Source organism: Marinomonas rhodophyticola (assembly GCF_026113935.1).
Classification (GTDB): Bacteria; Pseudomonadota; Gammaproteobacteria; order Pseudomonadales; family Marinomonadaceae; genus Marinomonas; species Marinomonas rhodophyticola.
The window spans coordinates 179,271-197,773 of sequence record NZ_JAPEUL010000012.1 but is presented as its reverse complement, the minus strand read 5'-3'; the positions used below and the strand labels follow the sequence as shown (position 1 = coordinate 197,773).

The 18,503-nt window shown below is 43.6% G+C and carries 17 protein-coding genes and 4 pseudogenes; 13 read left to right on the top strand and 8 right to left on the bottom strand.

Going from position 1 to position 18,503, the window contains the following annotated elements:
* Window positions 1–15: 15 nt before the first annotated feature.
* Both trhO and ONZ52_RS23010 read right to left on the bottom strand, forming a co-directional pair.
* A pseudogene (gene trhO / locus ONZ52_RS23015) lies at window positions 16–1,012 on the bottom strand (oxygen-dependent tRNA uridine(34) hydroxylase TrhO).
* Window positions 1,013–1,128: 116 nt separating this feature from the next.
* A complete protein-coding gene (locus tag ONZ52_RS23010; protein WP_265220910.1) occupies window positions 1,129–1,884 on the bottom strand; it encodes a 2OG-Fe(II) oxygenase in 756 nt (251 codons plus the stop codon).
* Window positions 1,885–1,912: 28 nt separating this feature from the next.
* Here ONZ52_RS23010 and ONZ52_RS23005 point away from each other — a divergent pair.
* Window positions 1,913–3,120, top strand: a pseudogene (locus ONZ52_RS23005) (DEAD/DEAH box helicase); the annotation flags it as partial.
* Window positions 3,121–3,171: 51 nt separating this feature from the next.
* Window positions 3,172–3,669: a hypothetical protein gene (locus ONZ52_RS25635; RefSeq protein ID WP_487349007.1), complete on the top strand. Its 498-nt coding sequence runs from the start codon at window positions 3,172–3,174 to the stop codon at window positions 3,667–3,669.
* On the opposite strand, the gene ONZ52_RS23000 is transcribed toward ONZ52_RS25635, so the two are convergent.
* Window positions 3,559–4,263 (bottom strand): TetR/AcrR family transcriptional regulator, encoded by a 705-nt coding sequence (locus ONZ52_RS23000; protein ID WP_265220909.1) that lies wholly within the window; start codon window positions 4,261–4,263, stop codon window positions 3,559–3,561. The two genes, ONZ52_RS25635 and ONZ52_RS23000, sit on opposite strands and share 111 nt — an antisense overlap.
* Window positions 4,264–4,345: 82 nt before the next feature.
* Complete coding sequence (locus tag ONZ52_RS22995) at window positions 4,346–5,110, bottom strand: DUF1499 domain-containing protein (RefSeq protein WP_265220908.1); 765 nt, start codon at window positions 5,108–5,110, stop codon at window positions 4,346–4,348.
* Window positions 5,111–5,412: 302 nt separating this feature from the next.
* On the opposite strand from ONZ52_RS22995, the gene ONZ52_RS22990 reads away from it, so the two are divergent.
* Window positions 5,413–5,877: a DTW domain-containing protein gene (locus ONZ52_RS22990; protein ID WP_265220907.1), complete on the top strand. Its 465-nt coding sequence runs from the start codon at window positions 5,413–5,415 to the stop codon at window positions 5,875–5,877.
* Window positions 5,878–5,881: 4 nt separating this feature from the next.
* Window positions 5,882–6,124, top strand: a complete 243-nt coding sequence (locus tag ONZ52_RS22985) for a DTW domain-containing protein (protein ID WP_265220906.1) — start codon at window positions 5,882–5,884, stop codon at window positions 6,122–6,124.
* 35 nt (window positions 6,125–6,159) lie between these two features.
* Here ONZ52_RS22985 and ONZ52_RS22980 read toward each other — a convergent pair whose 3' ends face one another.
* Window positions 6,160–6,642 carry a DUF2947 family protein gene (locus ONZ52_RS22980; RefSeq protein WP_265220905.1) on the bottom strand — a complete coding sequence of 161 codons (483 nt, stop codon included), beginning with the start codon at window positions 6,640–6,642 and terminating at the stop codon, window positions 6,160–6,162.
* Between the two features lie 161 nt (window positions 6,643–6,803).
* On the opposite strand from ONZ52_RS22980, the gene ONZ52_RS22975 reads away from it, so the two are divergent.
* Both ONZ52_RS22975 and ONZ52_RS22970 read left to right on the top strand, forming a co-directional pair.
* A complete protein-coding gene (locus ONZ52_RS22975) occupies window positions 6,804–6,995 on the top strand; it encodes a hypothetical protein (RefSeq protein ID WP_265220904.1) in 192 nt (63 codons plus the stop codon).
* A 156-nt stretch (window positions 6,996–7,151) separates the two neighbouring features.
* Entirely contained in the window at window positions 7,152–7,796 is a 645-nt protein-coding gene (locus tag ONZ52_RS22970) for an HAD family hydrolase (RefSeq protein WP_265220903.1), read from the top strand.
* Between the two features lie 37 nt (window positions 7,797–7,833).
* On the opposite strand, the gene ONZ52_RS22965 is transcribed toward ONZ52_RS22970, so the two are convergent.
* Entirely contained in the window at window positions 7,834–8,862 is a 1,029-nt protein-coding gene (locus ONZ52_RS22965) for a nucleoid-associated protein (protein WP_265220902.1), read from the bottom strand.
* Window positions 8,863–8,947: 85 nt separating this feature from the next.
* Between ONZ52_RS22965 and ONZ52_RS22960 the strand changes: the two genes are divergently transcribed.
* From ONZ52_RS22960 to acnA, 7 genes and pseudogenes are all read left to right on the top strand, one after another.
* Window positions 8,948–9,268: a hypothetical protein gene (locus ONZ52_RS22960; RefSeq protein ID WP_265220901.1), complete on the top strand. Its 321-nt coding sequence runs from the start codon at window positions 8,948–8,950 to the stop codon at window positions 9,266–9,268.
* A gap of 93 nt (window positions 9,269–9,361) precedes the next feature.
* A pseudogene (locus tag ONZ52_RS22955) lies at window positions 9,362–9,785 on the top strand (VOC family protein).
* Window positions 9,786–9,905: 120 nt separating this feature from the next.
* The gene (locus ONZ52_RS22950; RefSeq protein ID WP_265220900.1) at window positions 9,906–10,535 is read left to right on the top strand and encodes an OmpA family protein; all 630 of its coding nucleotides are present in this window, start codon (window positions 9,906–9,908) and stop codon (window positions 10,533–10,535) included.
* Between the two features lie 551 nt (window positions 10,536–11,086).
* Complete coding sequence (locus tag ONZ52_RS22940; protein WP_265220899.1) at window positions 11,087–11,752, top strand: SatD family protein; 666 nt, start codon at window positions 11,087–11,089, stop codon at window positions 11,750–11,752.
* Window positions 11,752–12,597 carry a DUF3307 domain-containing protein gene (locus ONZ52_RS22935; protein WP_265221154.1) on the top strand — a complete coding sequence of 282 codons (846 nt, stop codon included), beginning with the start codon at window positions 11,752–11,754 and terminating at the stop codon, window positions 12,595–12,597. Before ONZ52_RS22940 ends, ONZ52_RS22935 begins: the two co-directional genes overlap by 1 nt.
* Window positions 12,598–12,625: 28 nt before the next feature.
* A complete protein-coding gene (locus ONZ52_RS22930; protein WP_265220898.1) occupies window positions 12,626–13,486 on the top strand; it encodes an NAD(P)-dependent oxidoreductase in 861 nt (286 codons plus the stop codon).
* Between the two features lie 227 nt (window positions 13,487–13,713).
* Window positions 13,714–16,460 (top strand): annotated as a pseudogene (gene acnA, locus ONZ52_RS22925) (aconitate hydratase AcnA).
* Between the two features lie 89 nt (window positions 16,461–16,549).
* Here acnA and ONZ52_RS22920 read toward each other — a convergent pair.
* Together ONZ52_RS22920 and ONZ52_RS22915 are read right to left on the bottom strand one after the other, a co-directional pair.
* Complete coding sequence (locus ONZ52_RS22920) at window positions 16,550–17,101, bottom strand: histidine phosphatase family protein (RefSeq protein WP_265220897.1); 552 nt, start codon at window positions 17,099–17,101, stop codon at window positions 16,550–16,552.
* Between the two features lie 81 nt (window positions 17,102–17,182).
* Window positions 17,183–18,361: a BaiN/RdsA family NAD(P)/FAD-dependent oxidoreductase gene (locus ONZ52_RS22915; protein ID WP_265220896.1), complete on the bottom strand. Its 1,179-nt coding sequence runs from the start codon at window positions 18,359–18,361 to the stop codon at window positions 17,183–17,185.
* Between the last annotated feature and the right edge of the window lie 142 nt (window positions 18,362–18,503).

Genomic DNA, 18,503 nt, shown 5'->3' with positions numbered 1-18,503 from the left:
AAATGTTTAACATCTCTAATTTGCTTTTGCTTCACGCACTTTGCGCTGACGCTCTTTTTCTAGGGCTTTTTCTAGACGATGCTTCTCAACGGCATCCAGTACTTCAGCCCCAATATGCTCTTCGCCTCGCGCACGAGCAAGTTGAACCTGACGCTCACGCTCAATAAAACGTTGGCGTTGTTCGTCCGTGAATTTATCAAAGCAATGCACACAGCTTACGCCTTGAACATAACGTTCATCTTGTTTTTCTGCTTCTGTGATTGGCATACGACACGCATGACATTGGTCGTACTCACCTTTTTTCAGATCGTGATTGACAGACACACGATTATCAAAAACAAAGCACTCACCTTCCCATAGGGTTTCTTCTTTTGGAACTTCTTCCAAGTACTTTAAGATTCCACCTTCGAGGTGATACACCTCTTCGAAACCTTGCTCTAGCATATAAGCGGTGGATTTTTCACAACGGATACCACCAGTACAAAACATAGCGACTTTCTTATGTTTAGTCGGATCCATGTTCTCTTTCACATAGGATGGAAACTCACGGAAGGTTTCTGTCTTTGGATTAATGGCGTTTTTAAACGTACCGATTTGCACTTCGTAATCGTTTCGTGTGTCGACCAATACGACATCTGGATCAGAAATCAGCGCATTCCAGTCTTTTGGTTTTACGTAGGTGCCGACCACGCGTTTCGGGTCAATGCCCTCTACACCCATGGTAACAATTTCTTTCTTCAGTTTTACCTTAGTACGGTAGAACGGCATTTCGTCATCGTAAGATTCTTTACTAACAATGTTTTTAAGACCAGGCTGTTGATCCAACCAAGCTAACATGGCATCAATACCTTCACGAGCTCCCCGCAACCGTACCATTAATACCTTCACTGGCAAGCAACAAAGTACCACGGATACCATTATCTTCTAGGGTCTTTTGTAAGGGAGCACGAAGGGATTCAAAGTTCGGCAATTCAACGAACTTATACAAGGCACACACTACGACTTTTGACATATTTTTCTCCTATGCGATCTGGAACGTAAAACCAGAGCAATTAAACACGGCGCGCATTATAGAGATTTATAGAGCAATTTTCGAGGAAAAATACATAAATAGCTTAAAGCAAGACTCTATTGATCCGGATCTAACACCGTACCCGTGGTATTGTTCACGCGGAACCAGCCAGCAATACTGTGTCGAGTACGTTTAGCCACTTTTACCTCATGATAAAAGCACTCACTGAGAAACACCGCCAAGCGGCCTTTCTTTGGAAAAAACCGTCCGACTTCAATGGATGGGTCATTTTCGTCGTAAATCACCAGCTCACCACCATCGCCTTCTTGCCACTCCTCGTTCAAATACAACACCGTAGATAAAATACGATTACTCTCGCCTTTAAACGCGTCAATGTGCTTTTCATAAAACGCACCCTCTTCGTAACGAGCAAAATGCGCCTCATAATCAAACAACCCAAGAAACAAACGACGATTGAGCGCGACACGCAATTCCGCCATCATTTTTAAAAAATCTTTACGGATTGGCTTATCAGGATCAATCCATTGAATGTAATCACGGCGCGCATCCAAGACAATTTGATGGTCTTGTTTTCGACCCACACCCGCTTGAAGCATAAAAGCATTTTGTATGCTTTCTGCTTCATCCATAAGCGCTTGGGTGAAGTTAGTAGAAAAAAATTCATCTTGAACACTCCAACCTTTCGTTTGCAAATCCATCAATAGATTTTCAAACGGTTCTTCACGGCTAAAAGCAGGAATAGAATTCTCAACATAAAGATGGGGGGCTGGAAACACATGGGTAGACATAGATAGATTAATCACTTCTAAAAAGGCAAAATAACGTAGGCTGTTATGATACTGTAGCCACACACACAAAACACCAAGATTTCGCCCTTTTATGACCCAAACCTTTCAATTACGCGACTATCAGATACAAGCCGTAGACGCCTGTTTGGCGCATTTTCGTCATACTAATGATCCTGCAGTTATTGTACTTCCTACTGGCGCAGGAAAAAGTTTGGTCATAGCAGAACTCAGTAGATTGGCAAAAGGTCGTGTCATTTGTTTGGCTCATGTCAAAGAACTTGTCGAACAGAATCACGCAAAATTTGTCGCAACAGGCACGTCGGCGGGCATTTTTTCAGCCGGGCTAAGACACAAAAACAGCACAGAAAAAACCACTTTCGCCAGCATTCAATCCTTATCTGCCAATCTCTCTGATTTCAACGCTCCAGCCAGCTTAATTATTATCGACGAATGTCATCGCGTTGGCATAGAAGACGAAGGTCAATACCTCAAGACCATCGAGCATTTTCGCACACTGAATCCACAAGTAAAAATTCTTGGCTTAACCGCCACACCTTACCGCTTAGGCAGCGGATGGATCTACCAACATCATTACCATGGCTACACTCGACATTGCCCTGATGGATTTTTCAAAAAATGCATTTTTGAACTCCCCTTGCAACACATGGTGAAGAAAGGCTATTTAACACCGCCAATTCATTATGACGCGGCCATCGCTCATTATGATTTTAGCCTTCTAACAGAAAGCCTGGATGGTGAGCAAAATACCGACGATATCGCGTTAAATGAACTTATTCACAAACACCCACGTGTGACACAAGCCGTCACCGAACAGATCCTTCAGCTTAGTACCGATCGACAAGGTGTGATGATTTTTGCCGCGACGATTGATCATGCGAAAGAAATTGCCGGGTACCTACCTGCCGACAAAACCGCGCTCGTGACAGGCAAAACCAAGCTAAAGCAACGGGACACCTTGATCTCAGCATTTAAAGCCAAAGAGATTAAATTCCTCGTCAATGTATCGGTATTAACCACTGGATTTGACGCGCCACATGTGGACGTTATTGCTATTTTACGTCCAACACAATCCATCAGCCTATTTCAACAGATCGTTGGCCGAGGGCTACGCTTAAGCCCAGATAAAACAGACTGTCTCGTCTTGGATTACACGAACAACGGCTACAATATTTTTCAGCCTGAAATTGGCGAAAAGCGTCCCACTCAAGATTCCGTTGCGGTACAAATTCACTGTCCTGCCTGCGATTTTGCCAACACCTTCTGGGGAGAAAAGACGCTGAAGGCAACATCCTTGAACATTTTGGGCGCCGCTGCCATGGCTTAATCGAAGTGGACGGTATAGAAGAACAGTGCACCTACCACTTTCGATTTAAGCGCTGCCCCTATTGCAATGAAGAAAATGATATCGCCGCACGACAGTGTCAACATTGCGCTGAAAAACTGATCGACGCCGACGACATACTCAGAAGCGCGCTCAACTTAAAAGACAACAAAGTACTGCGCTGTGCTGGCATCACACCCAAAATAGACAGCAAAGATAAGAGTCTTAAAATCACCTACCATGATGAAGACGGCTTAACTCTATCGGAAACATTTCGTTTTAACTTTAAAAAGTCACGAAAAATGTTTAATGATGTCTTTGCACGCAGAATAGCCAATGGCAGCCAATCTATTGAGTTTGAAACGCTTGAAGAGGTAGAACGCTTTTTACCTTACTTACCAATACCCGACTTTGTAATCGCTAAAAAACAAACACAACATTGGCAAGTCACTGAAAGGCTGTTTGATTATCAAGGTCCATATCGCAAAGCCAACCATCTCAATTAAAACATAATTAACCGCGATTTTTAAGGCGCTTCGATAAGACATCTCAAAGGGTAAGTTCAATTTTTTCAAATGCTCAATGGCCTCCTGCCCCAAAATACCTTTCGGCACAGCGTTTAATAAAACAAACCAATAATTAGCAATCATATTGTCTGCAAAAATACTTGCCGTCTTGTCGTCCACGCCAACTTGCTTAAATCGCTTGATAATACCGTCTGAAATCACCGTCATCTGCTTGGTGTGAAATCCACCTTTAGCCAAGCTATCTAAAAGCACCAGTCGTGTAAATTCTGTATACTGATCGTAAAAATCAAACAACACTTGTGCCATTTGCAACAGGTAATCAATTGGGGAAGCACTGGCTTTTTGAGCAACCACTGCCGCACGCAGCGCCGCATCCATCTCATCAAAAAAAATATCTTTTACCAACGCCAATTTATCTGGGAAATGAACAAACAAGGTACCTACAGCAATACCAGCCTGATCACTTAAGTAACGCGTACTGGTGGCTTCAATGCCTTGGGTTAGAAATGCTTGCTTAGCAATGGTTTTGATTTTGGATCGGGTATTGGCTTTTTGTTGTTGACGAAGACTCACTTTCACGTTCCCCCAAGTAAGAAGTTAGGAGAGTCTAGCCTGTCTGATTTTCAATGACGAGTGCAATTTACTATATGAAACGTTAGCGCAAGGAATTCACACTAGGCATACTGGGTTTATTCAAAGCATCGGACAGGTCTTTCATGAAAGATTCAATACGCTCAGCATTCACGCCAAAATCACCACTTCCAACTCTTGAGCAAGAGCGCATATCGACACGAACCAGTCCATTTTCTACCTGAGTAATACGAATAACAACATCATCACGAAACCCAAAAATTGGCGTACGGGCCGTCGCTTCAATAATGCCTGCTCCAGCATACACAGCAACAACATCCCAACCACGCTCATCCACTAACGTTGCCGCAGCACTGTAAACCACTGATTTTTCTTTTGAAGAAAACAAAGGTTGAACATTGGGATAATATTTGGCTTGAATCGGTGCCCATTCACTGTTGTAGCTTAATTCATTCTCTTGGGAGCTGCGGATAAAATTCACGTTAAGAAAAGTAGGAGGAACTTCTGTATCAGTTGTGATGTCATTGATATCGGGTAGGCTGGCACGCTGTAAATAAAAGCCAATCCACATAAGACTGTAAACCAGCGAAACGAGGAGTACGAGAATAAAAAAACGTCGACTAGCGAGATTACACTCTTTACGACAAGCGCCCAACGATAAAGCCGCAAGCAAGGATAAAAGTAACGAAGCAACCACACTTTTTCGCAACATGGAAAAGCCCGTTATTGGTTCAAAAATTCCAACACGAACACCGGCAATGGAGATAAATGCAACACACCCTACTAGCATGAGAAGAATGTATAAGACCGGAGAGATATAACGACTCATAGACAGCTCATAACGGAAAAATAATATCTCACACCATATCGCGACTTGATGACAACGAACAGAAGCAACAAGCCTGTTTCAACGCATTCCTTTGTATTTGCATATTTTCCGTAAACTTTTCGCCAACAAAGACTAAAGATTAGCAATCCTTAGTTACAAATTTAAACAATTAAGCCACTATTCGTCATCAATCTGCCCTATTCCCTATCATGGCGCCACCGAACAAAACCCGAAAAAGTTTACCTAGACATCCAAAGCAAAAAATCGATAATAGCGCGCCGTCAGAATAAAAGATCTTATCCATGAAAACATCACCCAACAAGCATTGTGTCGATTTGTTACGTGAGCTATGTAAAACAGAATCGATTCGCCCCTTCACAGCAAGAGGTTCAAGGGCGGCTCGCTGCCCCCACTGTCTAATGACAGAGTTTGCTTGTTTTTGCCACTTAAGGGAGAACCAAACTTCTCCTGTAGAATTTATTTTGCTTATCCATCGCGACGAAATTCACAAACCGACCAACAGCGGTCGGCTCATTGCCGATTTATTCCCAGATGACACTCAAGCTTATCTTTGGAGTAGAACTGAGCCGCAACAAACATTGCTTGATCACATAGCAAACAAGCAAGGCAATTGCACAATATTGTTCCCCAACACGGAAAAAGCAAAAGAACAGAAAAGACCGTTTCGAAGCGTGATCCCATCAAGCGCCAAGGGCGATGACAAGCACACTTTTATTATCTTGGACGGAACACTGGAAACAAGCTAGCAAAATGTTTCACCAAAGCAATTGGCTAAAAAACATTCCACACTTTGAAATTAACAGTGAAGCACAACGCTCTTTTCTTGTTCGACACTCCAGTCATGAAATGCAATTTGCCACAGCGGAGGTAACAGCCATGCTCTTGGACACATTAGGGCACAAAGAACACAGCCAACAACTACTCAACTATTATAAAGCGTTTAACCAGCACTGCCTGATCAGTCGACAACGTGGCGGAAACGCCCAAATCTAAAACGCAATGACGAGATTTTTTTATTTCAATCGACATCAAGATTCTCTGAAAAGTAGATTCACCCAACCATTTGAATAAAACTGTGCGGCTTGCTTTTTCTTTTTACCGACTAAAATCGGCCCATTATCCAAAAACAAAAACGCCTTCCAAGTCCGCTTAAATACGCCCCAAGAAAGTTCAAACACCAACTCATTATGACAGCAAAAATACACCGTGGTATCGTCACCCCAAGCAGAGAAATGCACTAAAAGCTCATCAGGTAATTCAGCCCGATCACTGTCCCACGCTTTTTCCCATTGAAGCTTAGTCACAGGCAGCTGTGACGTGGTTTTTTTCAACCAATCGCGCTCGGTAAAATGATCTGGATGCACTTGTTCATCACTAATGTAATCTCGCCAAATCTGCCCTGCACGCTGCTCACTTAGCAAGCGAATAGCCTGTAAATCTTCTGGCTCTACTTTTGGATCGTTACGTTTAAAAATCCAATTTTTTGAAAAATGTTCTAACGATTGGTACAAGGAAGTGTCCTTTAGTGAATGAAAACGCCAACAAATCAAATGATGAAAAAAACTAACCTAACAAGTGAAAAAGGATCGTTTGTTCAATCGGTCAAGCTTCTCTAATATTAGTATTGTTGTAATAAAACAACATTTCTTAAATAACCAACTTGGAGAATACTATGGACTCTCAACAACAATACGAAGCATTACTAGCAAAATGGGGCTATGCCGACACAACTGTTGAAGATCACGCTCGCCGTCAAAGACGTGCTCGTCGCATCAAAGCCGTTGTCACTTTCTTCAAAAACGCATTCAAAGCGATCAAAAAAGAAAGCGCTCGCCCACAGCAACTTAGTCAAGCAAGTAACTAAGTGCAAAAAGAATAACCCCCACAACAATGGGGTGCTAGTATAGCGTAAAGTGTTAGTTTTTTTAAGGGGAGAAAAATAATAAAACCTCCCTCCCTTCCTTAACCTCCTCAAAATTCGTTATGATCAACCTTCATTCACAACGAAACTATTTTATTTATGTCCTATTCTTACAAAGCAATAATCTTTGATTGCGATGGCGTTATTGTCGATACAGAAAACATCTCTAATTCCATTTTAAAATCCATGTTAAGTGAATGCGGTCTTGAACTCGATAATGAGACATTACACGCGAAATTTACCGGGTTCACGAACAAAGAAAACCTAATTAACGCAGAAAAACTTCTTGGTAAGCCGTTACCCGCTACTTTTGATGAAGATTACAGACGGCGTTTTCACGCGATTATCGAAGCAGACCTTGAACCTATTGCTGGTGTTCGTGACTTACTCAATAAGATTTCCGTACCTATTGCCATGGCGACGAATGCACGACGCCAAGAAATGAACTTCAAATTAGACAAAATTCAATTGTCTGCCCGATTCTCTACTCGTTTCTGTGTCGAAGACGTAGAAAATGGCAAACCCGCGCCAGACCTTTATTTAACTGCCGCCAAAGCGCTGAATGTTGCCCCCAAAGATTGTTTGGTTATTGAAGATTCTATTGCAGGTATCACAGCAGGGCGAGCCGCTGGAATGCGGGTTCTCGCTTTCAGCGAAACACTCGATGCCAACATGCAACTGGCTGCAGGTGCAACAGAGTGCTTCAAAACAATGAAAGAACTAGAAGACTTACTAGGCATTTAACAAGCCTTCTAGTTATAGATAGAGAGCACGCAACTCTCTAATTAGACATAGATTGCAGCTGTTTTAGCAGGCTCTTAGGCAACTCCTTTATGGTCAGCGTGCCAGAGTCTGCATCAAACACAACGGACTCTCCAAGTAAGTCACTGTCAAAACTAATTGTCAACGCACGAGAACTTCCAGATAAGCGAGTCAGCTTTTTCAGCGCGGCTTTTTCGACGAAAATCTCTTTTTCCATCTTAAAACTGTCAGAGTCAGCGATTTCTAAAAACTTATTCGCTTGCTCGATAGAGAACCGAGATTCAACTTGAGAGGCAATATCCTTAATGGCTAAAGGTTCACGATCTTGCGCTTTCGCTTGGCAGTGCTCGGATACGACTTTCTTAAATTCATTCGCTTGTTTAGACGGCAAACCTTCGGACTGGCAAAAAGCAGACGTCAAATCCACCAACTTGCGGGTTTCCTTGGCTGCCACCTTCGGTTCATCACAACCAATAAACTGCGTAAAATATTCACTTTCAGATTTGGGTGCACGCCCAAAGCGAAACGAAATATAACGCCCTTCATCGCCAGCTTGCCACGCGGTCAAATTAATACGCAACGACATGTGTAACTTTTCCATCTCAATTTGCTCGATTTGCGACAAACTAAGATCCGCACCAAGACCAATGCCTTTTTTACGTTTTAACATCACTATGTACAAAAAATGCGTATCATGAAGCTCATAATGATTGAACCACAACAGACCGCCTTCCGCTTCTTCCACTTGCTCTAAATACTTAAGATATTCAGCTGCACACTCTTTTGTAAAACTGGCAAAATCCACAAAAGTATCGTTTTTAAAATGCTTAAACAGCAAGGCTGGTAATTGTGCCCCCTCTTCGCTTCCCTGAGGGTTCACAAAACGTCCGGTGTTCATTCCAGAACGGTTAAAGAGATTCGTAACCTGAGCAGACAAGGCTTCAGCTTGACCGTCAACTGGATTTTCATTTGGACGTGCAATCAGTATCGCTTTACGCTCACCTTCATGCTTTTGAATCTCATGCACAATTAAGTTGCTAATAGACACCGGCTACCTCTTACGTTTATTATGGACGATTACGATCATTTTTTAACCCATTTACTAGTATAGGATCTTCCCAAACCAAAACACTATGATAAAACCCAAAACCACAAAGAGAGACACGCGAAAAGAACTGGAGTCTCTGGTAGATCAATTTATCAAGCAGAATGGAACCATCCAACAAGTCGACATGGGTGAATCTGGTTTGGTCGATGGCAAGTATAACACGAGCCACATAGGCTTTAACGAGCCAAAACAAGATCGCACACCATTAAATCACGTTGTTGCGGCTATTCAACAGCGAAAACACAGCAAATCTCCAGCAATCACATCCTCACCTAAAAAACGCCCTAAGAAAAAAATCATCTATGATGACTTTGGCGACCCTATTCGCTGGGTATGGGAAGAATAAGAATCTAAAGTGAGTCTTTTGCGTTCGCTTTGAATTACCTCTCTGATCCTGTAATAATGCCACTACATTTATTCACCAGATTAGGGAGTTATCATGTCTATTCGATACCTACACGCCATGATAAGAACAGACAAACCAGAAGAAAGTCATACCTTTTACACAGAAGGTCTAGGAACTCATCCAAACCAGACGTATGGACAGTGAAAAAGGTCAGTTTTCTCTTATCTACTACGCTACTGAAAAAGGCGCCCCAGAAGTCGAACTAACCCATAACTGGAGCGATCGAACCTATACAGGTGGTGATCAGTTTGGCCATTTGGCATTTGAAGTAGAAAATATTTATCAAGTGTGTGAAAAACTGCAATCTTTAGGTGTCACCATATTGCGTCCACCACGCGACGGTCACATGGCATTTATTAAAGACCCTAATGGTATTTCAATCGAACTTCTACAAAAAGACGGCTCTCTTGAAATCGTAGAACCATGGGCTTCTATGGAAAATGTCGGCAGCTGGTAGTTACATTTCATTACAAAACATTCATTTGATTAAACAACGCTACAAAAAGCCAATAGTAGTATTGGCTAATTTTTTCTAAGCTGTGAACATCATAGAGCTAAAAAGGGCGGCAATAGTGTCATGAAGACTGTTATAAGCACCATAGGCTTGATTGGGGCATTATTGGCCTCTAGCCATTCTGTTTTTGCAGAAAGCTTGTATGCAACAAATATACAGTCTCGCCTAGCGGATGCAGACAGAGATGGCGTCATTGATGCTCGAGATCTTTGCCCAGATACATCGGAAGGAGCAGCAGTAGATAACTATGGCTGCCCTGACCAAACATCAAAGTTGCTGTCCGTCGAACTTAACGTCTTATTTGATACGGGCAAAGCGGATATCAAACCCCGCTTCTACACTGAACTAAAAGAACTTGCTAAATTTTTACAAGATAACCCAACTAGCAATGTAGTTATCGAAGGCCACACTGACAGTCAAGGTTCAGCGGAATTAAACCAAGAACTCTCTCAACAACGGGCAACCGCTATCGCTAATGTTTTGGTAGACAGTTTCAGGATTGCTCCAGATCGAGTAAAAGGTATAGGCTATGGCGCAACTCGTCCTGTCGCCAGCAATGAAACTGAAGACGGTAGAAAAGAAAACCGCCGAGTCGTTGCTGAAGTGTTCGCCAAACAACAGTTTGCCAACCAACGCTGGACTATTTACAGCGTAGATCAAAGCCTCAACAATACAGCACTGAATAAAAACTGATCCCTTCAGTATTTGTGCTAAACCAAAACCAGCCCCTCTAAAAAGTGGCTGGTTTTTTTAGTTTGGGAACTGGTGGCGTATCTTTAGCCGCACTGATTATCGCGAAATAAATAGTGGCAATTGTGGTGGTAAAACCATGAAGGCGAAACATAGTACCAAGCCGCTGGGGACAACAGACGTTACCTAGCTTGAGACAAAAAGGCTCAATCTGTACTTCAAGCTACTGCCATGGAATCAACTCATTCATATGACCAAGAAAAAGTTCTTTACGAGTTTTACGTCGTTTACTTGTAAATTCGGTATCAGCTAAGGAAGGTTGGTTTATATTTAATGAATCATTGTTTGCTGAAGTCGATAAAATATTGTCTGTACCAACAAATTGCACAAGCAAACCGTCTTACAGTATTAACTCTCTCACGAAAAAGCATGATTTAAAATACTGACCAAACATAAAATGGTCACTTTTTATTGACCAAATTAGCTTTGGTCAATAAATTATGCTTTGATATCATATATGAAAGCCGTATGTTGTGGTGAAGGAGGATAATTCAATGACATCTATTAATAATGTCGCTAATGATATGAATACAGGCGGTGTTATCACTGGAGACATTGTCAACTCCAGTGCTTTGTCGGATGCTGAGCATCAAGCCTGTTTACAGCAGGTTGAGCAAGCCATTGCCATTTTCCAAGATGAATTCCATGCTCAGGGCGATGTGTTCCGTGGTGACGAGTTTCAGGTGTTTGTGCCCAACCCGAAAGACGCTCTACGCTGTGCTGTGCTGCTAAGGCTCGCGCTGATGAAGTGTGTAAAAGGCGCGGATGCTCGGGTGTCTGTTGGTATTGGCAAGTATAAACAGATCGAGACTGAGCTGAGAAAAACCGCCAAAGGTGAAGCTTTTCAACTCTCTGGGCGCGCTTTAAAAGACATGGATGAAGAACGCCTTAAGCTGTCTTTGCAAGATACAGTTGAAGCCAACCCCAGCCGTGATTTATTGATTCGTCACTTAGATTTTATGATGACAGGCCTCAGTGAAAAACAGGCTGAGGTGTTGTTCCCTCGCCTACTCTACCCTGAATTAACGCAAGATGCGCTATCAGCTAAGACCGGGATTCATCGCCGTTCGTTAGCCTCACGCTTGCAACGGGCAAATGCCAGCTTGATACTAGACACCTTGGATGCATTAGAAACCACGTTAATAAGGAGTATGTCGTGATGTTTCAGCTCGATGGTTTGCCTGTGTTGCTTATGTTGTTACTCGGACATGTGATTGGCGATTTCTTTTTACAGCCAAACTCATGGGTGAAAGACAAAAATACGCACCAAGGCCGTTCGAGCGCTTTGTATTATCATGGGCTGGTTCATGGCGCCATTGTCTTAGTGATTATTAGTTTCGCAACCGCCGCCAGCTTGTTAGTCTCGCTCTTTATCGGCTTACTATTCGCCGTTATTCATAGCCTAATCGATTATGCAAAAGTGAAAGTTGGACAAGGCTTTTTGTGGTTTATTATCGACCAGTTACTTCATGTCCTAAGCATCCTATTTTTATGGTTTTATCTCTTTGATACCGCGATAGAACAAATCAAAACGCTCATCAATGACATAGATTACAGCGCGCCTCTCCTCGTCACTCTGGCGTATGTGATGATGCTCAAACCGGCGTCTATTATCATCGGTGAAATTTTATCTAAATGGTCGGCGGACTTGGAAGCCGATGTGTGCGACTCACAAAACAAGAAAGCTCAATCCTTACCGAATGCCGGCCAGTATTTGGGCTACCTTGAACGCGTCTTAGTGCTGACCTTTATACTAAACGGCCAATACACCGCAGTCGGCTTTGTACTCGCAGCGAAATCCATTTTCCGCATGGGGGATCTACGGGAAGCCCACGATAGAAAATTCACCGAATACGTCATGCTGAAGCTCACTATTTTCAGTAAGCATCGCTTTATTCACTGGTTTTATTGTGGTGAAGCTGCTGCCATAACCATCTCTATGGTTAAAACGAGCGCTACGATATTGCCATTTTTATCTGCTATAACTGCTGCCATTCACATATAGAAAATAACACCGATTAAGAGAGTAATTTATGAAAAGTATTGGATTTTTAGGGTTAGGCATCATGGGCAAAGCCATGGCTGCGAATTTAATAAAAGCGGGATTTGATGTGACGGTCTGGAATCGTAATGCAGCAAAATGCGCTGAGTTAGTCGCGCTGGGCGCTCGCCAAGGAGCGACACCCAAAGACGTGGCGGCACATTGCGATATTACTTTTGCCATGGTGTCCGATCCCGAAGCCGCCCTCGCCCTTTGCCAAGGCCCAGATGGTGTTGCAGCAGGCATTGGTACTGGCCGTGGTTATGTGGATATGTCCACCGTGGACGACATAACCTCTAAAACCATTGCGGGATTAATCACCCAAGCTGGCGGACGTTTTTTGGAAGCGCCCGTTTCTGGTACTAAGAAGCCCGCTGAAGACGGTACGTTGATTATTCTCGCTGCGGGCGATCCATCCCTTTATGACGATGTCAAACCTGCTTTTGAGGTGATGGGTAAGATGTCACCTTACCTTGGCGATGTAGGTCAAGGCGCCAATATGAAGCTGGTCGTAAATATGATGATGGGTGGCATGTTGAGCATTTTCAGCGAAGGCCTGTCTCTGGGGCAAAAAGCCGGTTTAGACGGTCAGCAGATTTTAGACATTGTTGACGCTGGCGCCATGTCGAATCCGATGTTTAAAGGCAAAGGCGCGATGCTATTAAATGAAAACTACACCACCAGCTTCCCGCTCAAACATATGCAAAAAGATATGCGTTTGGCCGTCGCACTGGGTGATCAGCTTGACCAGCCTCTTCCAACCGCCGCTATTGCTAACGAAGCCTTTAAACAAGCGATCAAAGCAGGCTTCGGAGAGGAAGACATGGCCGCCGTTTATAAAGTGATAAAGTAATTTCTACAAGACCATTAAGAGAAAACCTTGTGTTTCTCTTAATGGTCACTTAAGTAATTTGAATCAACTGTATTATGAAACCCCCTTATAGAATAAGGAAATAAAGTCCAGCCAATTAGATTTGACCACTTCCCATGCTTCACGACCGTCTGAACAGGTTAAGATAATCTATACTTAATTTTTTGAAGAGGCCTTAATCATCCTTATCAATACGGCAGGAGGACATAATGAACAACAGTTTCAACACCCATCAACCACTCACTGTGAATGGCGAAGCGTTTCATATTCATTCCTTAAAAGAGCTTGGTAACAAGGCAAGACGACTGCCCTTTTCTTTGAAAATTTTACTTGAAAATTTGCTTCGTCATGAAGACGGTGTCAATGTTAAGACAGAAGACATTCAGGCTTTACTCGATTGGCATCCTCAAGCCAAACCCACCATAGAAGTCGCCTTCACCCTGGCCCGTGTCGTCATGCAAGATTTTACGGGCGTACCAGCCATTGTAGATTTAGCCGCCATGCGCGATGCCATGGAAAGACTGGGTGGCGACCCAGCGAAAATAAACCCACTTTCCCCCGTTGAGCTTGTTATCGACCATTCAGTACAAGTGGATGGTTACGGTAATGATGGGGCATTTGATTTAAACGCTAAGCTGGAGTACGACCGTAACAAAGAGCGTTACGAGTTTTTGCGCTGGGGACAGACCGCATTTGATAATTTGAAAGTCGTGCCGCCGGCAACAGGTATTGTGCACCAAGTAAATTTAGAGTACTTGGCGCGTGTTGTTTTTCATAAAGACAGTCATGGCAAAAAATTCGCCTATCCTGACACACTAGTGGGGACCGACTCTCATACCACCATGATTAACGGTTTAGGGGTTCTTGGCTGGGGCGTCGGTGGTATTGAAGCCGAAGCCGTTATGTTAGGCCAACCGATTAGTTTGCTTATACCGCAGGTGGTTGGGGTAAAATTAAGTGGCCGATTACCAGAAGGCACAACCGCAACCGATTTGGTGCTTACCGTGACTGAAATGCTGCGAAAACACGGTGTCGTTGGGAAGTTTGTCGAATTTTATGGTGATGGCCTTGCTGATTTACCACTGGCCGACAGAGCCACCATTGCCAATATGGCGCCAGAATACGGTGCGACCTGCGGCCTTTTCCCCATTGATGACGAAACCATCAATTATCTACGCCTAACCAATCGCGATGAAGAACAACTTAACCTTGTGGAAGCCTATGCCAAACATCAAGGCTTGTGGCGTAATCATGGCGACGAAGCCGACTACACGGATTATCTTGAGTTAAAATTAGGCGATGTGGTGCCTAGCCTAGCAGGACCAAAACGACCGCAAGACCGAATTGCCCTTGATCAAGCTGGCGACGTGTTACGCAAGCATCTAAAAGCGTTTCAAAACGAGCGCATTGAGCGCCGCGAGAAAAGCGATCAGCAGCAAGTGGTTATCGAGAGTGAAGGCCCAGTCACTGATACCGACGAGCAATTTAATGAAGCCTCATTTAAAGGCGCTGCCAATGTGACATTTCAAGGACAAGAATTTGAGCTAACCGACGGCGCTTGCGTGATTGCTGCGATCACAAGTTGTACCAACACCTCTAACCCAAGCGTTATCTTGGCAGCAGGTTTGGTGGCAAAAAAAGCCAAGCAACTTGGAATTAATGTTAAACCTTGGGTGAAAACCTCCTCGCCCCTGGCTCTAAAGTCGTCACTGATTATTTGCAAAAAGCCGGTGTGATGGACGATTTAAACGACCTTGGCTTTAACTTAGTGGGTTACGGTTGTACTACGTGCATCGGCAACTCTGGCCCATTGGCAAGCGAAATATCAGACGCGATTCAAAAACATCAACTCATTGTCAGTTCTATTTTGTCAGGTAACCGAAACTTTGAAGGCCGTATTCACCAAGATGTAAAAATGAATCTGTTGGCCTCACCGCCCCTTGTCGTGGCGTATGCCATTGCCGGTCGAACCGATATTGATGTCTACAAAGAGCCATTAACGCAAGATAAACAAGGTAATGACATTTATCTAAAAGACATTTGGCCAAGTGTTAAGGAAGTCAGCGACTTGGTTAAAAACACCGTCACCAAAAGCATGTTTGAAAAAAACTATGCCAATGTCTATCAAGGCGACCATCGCTGGCAACAAATCCAAGTACCCGATGGCAAACTGTATGACTGGAATGACACCTCAACCTATATTAAAAAAGCCTCCTTCTTTGATACGATGACGATCGATCCTCCCGGCATACCAAGCATAAAAGGCGCCCGTTGCTTGGCGAAACTCGGCGATTCTGTCACGACCGATCACATTTCTCCAGCGGGGGCGATTAAAACAGATTCACCCGCAGGCCTGTATTTACAGGAGAATGGTGTTGAAAAATCGCAATTTAACTCTTATGGCTCTCGTCGTGGTAATCACGATGTCATGGTGCGAGGCACCTTTGCCAACATACGTTTAAAAAACCTTCTCGCACCCGGTACAGAAGGCGGCGTGACACGCACCCAACCAGATAACAATCTCGCTAGCATTTATGACGCCGCCATGAGCTATCAAAATCAAAACACTCCACTAATTATTTTGGCGGGCAAAGAATATGGTACTGGCTCATCTCGCGACTGGGCCGCAAAAGGCTCGTTACTACTGGGCGTCAAGGCCGTTATTGCGCAAAGTTATGAGCGAATTCACCGCTCCAATTTGATCGGAATGGGTATCTTGCCATTGCAATTTAAAGATGGGGAAAGCCATGAGTCTCTAGGATTAACCGGACAGGAAATATTTTCTATCGATGGCTTGCAAGACAAAGTGACTGAAGTCACCTTAGTCGCAATAAAAGACAATGGGGAAACAATCAACACCCGCGTCGATCTGCGTATTGATACCCCGAAAGAATGGGACTACTACAAACACGGCGGCATATTACAATACGTATTGCGCAATATGCTTCATCAATAATAGCCACAACCCTTGAATGCTCAAAAAACCAAGGCTCATGAAAATACCTTCATGAGCCTTGGTTTTTTTGTTGTTTAAATACGCGCTTTTTACTCTAACTGAATGCGCGCCAGTATCTTTGCTGGCAGAGTCAAAGGCAGAGATAAAATAGCGGCTTCCGCTGAGCTTGGATACACCTGTGTGAGGGCGGTAAAATTAACTTGGTGTGTTACCAATAGGGTTGGCTTAGTGACCGATTGCTGAGAAAACATTTGCAATAGTGATTGAGTTTGTTCTACACGATCTCCCTGACCGGCAAAAAATGAATTTAATATCGGCAAAGGCGTTACATCATCTCCAGACAATAATCTCGCTGTTTCCAAACAACGACACCATTGACTGCTGTAAACCTCAATGGAGCCAGAATACTGTTCACGTATGTGTTTGCCCCAAGCCAACGATTGCGACCGCCCTACGTCATTTAGATTGCGTTGTGTGTTGCAGTCTTCAAGCACAAAGCCCACAGGATCACCAACACCTGGAGCCAAAGCATGACGCATAATCAGCACCGCCTTGCCATCTCGCCACGCCTGCCAAGCCGCAGCGTCCGCCCAACTGACGGCAGACCAAACACATAACATTAACCACAAAAACCCTTTCATCAGCACCATCCTCGTAATCGTTATTGATTGTACGCAGTAGCACCAATATAGGTTCAGTAAACGCTTATGTAATTAACTCGATCAGACATACTGCCCAGCACAATAACCACTGGCCCACGCCCATTGGAAGTTGTAGCCGCCGAGCCAACCGGTCACATCGAGCACTTCACCAATAAAATAAAGCCCTTTTTGTTTTTGTGATTCGAAGGTTTTCGAAGACACTTCATTGGTGTTTACGCCGCCAAGCGTCACTTCCGCGGTTCGGTACCCTTCTGTGCCATTGGGTTTTATATCAAAATGAGACAGGTAGTGAAACAAACTGTCGATCTGTTCATTGGATGTTTGTGCGCTGCGTTCGCTGAGCCAAGGGAACTCTATTTTAATCAGTTCTACTAAGCGTTTTGGTAGGAGATGAGATAAAACACCTTCATAGCTTTTTTTCGGAGTGCTTTGTCGAACGTCGAGTAAGTCGTCTAGTGATAAGGTCGGTGCAATATTAATGGCAAGCATTTCGCCTGGTTGCCAAAAATTGGTAATTTGCAAAATGGAAGGGCCGCTGACACCGCGATGAGTAAACAACATTGGTTCTTGGAAAGTGACGCCCCCTGCTGTTGCTGCTATCTCACAAGCAATACCAGAGAGTTCAGCAAGCTGTGCTTTCCGATCAGGCTGAATGGTAATAGGAACGAGACTAGCACGAGTCGGTAATATGTCATGACCGACTTGCTTGGCGATGTCGTAGCCAAAACCTGTCGCACCCATGGTTGGAATTGACAAACCACCCGTTGCTATAACAAGAGATTCGCAAGCAAAATCCCCTTGATTGGTTTTAAGGACAGTCTGTCCGTCTTGAAAATCAATATGGTGAATTTTGGTGTTTAACTTTAACTCTGCGCCGGACCATTCAAGCTCTGTCAGTAATATATCAAGCAAGTCTTTTGCAGAATGCTCGCAAAATAATTGTCCAGGCGTTTTTTCAACATAATCCAAGCCATGACGATCAACGAGATCAACAAAATCTTGTGGTGAAAAACGACGTAGTGCAGAAATGCAAAAATATGGATTGTCAGATAGAAAATGCTTGGGGGATGCATCCATGTTGGTAAAGTTACAGCGACCACCACCTGACATGAGAATTTTTTTCCCTGCTTTATTCGCGTGATCCAATACCATCACTTTTTTACCACGATAACCTGCCGTTGCCGCACACATTAAGCCTGACGCACCAGCACCAATGACGATCACATCCACTTTATCCACAACCTACCTCATCACTTATTAGTGGCTGCATTATAGTGTCTGATTCTTTAATTACCATCAAATGCTGGTTAACGATCCTTAGGAAAAAGAAAATTAAAATCTTGTCCACAGAAACCGTTAAGAAGGCTGTGGGAATCATGAA

Bases quoted from the DNA above. Each gene is read 5' to 3' on its own strand.
- ONZ52_RS22970 (WP_265220903.1), top strand. From the start codon at position 7,152: ATGTCCTATTCTTACAAAGCAATAATCTTTGATTGCGATGGCGTTATT.
- ONZ52_RS22950 (WP_265220900.1), top strand. From the start codon at position 9,906: ATGAAGACTGTTATAAGCACCATAGGCTTGATTGGGGCATTATTGGCC.
- ONZ52_RS22995 (WP_265220908.1), bottom strand. From the start codon at position 5,110: ATGAGTCGTTATATCTCTCCGGTCTTATACATTCTTCTCATGCTAGTA.
- ONZ52_RS22930 (WP_265220898.1), top strand. From the start codon at position 12,626: ATGAAAAGTATTGGATTTTTAGGGTTAGGCATCATGGGCAAAGCCATG.
- ONZ52_RS22985 (WP_265220906.1), top strand. From the start codon at position 5,882: ATGTTTCACCAAAGCAATTGGCTAAAAAACATTCCACACTTTGAAATT.
- ONZ52_RS22940 (WP_265220899.1), top strand. From the start codon at position 11,087: ATGACATCTATTAATAATGTCGCTAATGATATGAATACAGGCGGTGTT.
- ONZ52_RS22920 (WP_265220897.1), bottom strand. From the start codon at position 17,101: ATGAAAGGGTTTTTGTGGTTAATGTTATGTGTTTGGTCTGCCGTCAGT.
- ONZ52_RS22975 (WP_265220904.1), top strand. From the start codon at position 6,804: ATGGACTCTCAACAACAATACGAAGCATTACTAGCAAAATGGGGCTAT.
- ONZ52_RS22935 (WP_265221154.1), top strand. From the start codon at position 11,752: ATGTTTCAGCTCGATGGTTTGCCTGTGTTGCTTATGTTGTTACTCGGA.
- ONZ52_RS22960 (WP_265220901.1), top strand. From the start codon at position 8,948: ATGATAAAACCCAAAACCACAAAGAGAGACACGCGAAAAGAACTGGAG.
- ONZ52_RS22990 (WP_265220907.1), top strand. From the start codon at position 5,413: ATGAAAACATCACCCAACAAGCATTGTGTCGATTTGTTACGTGAGCTA.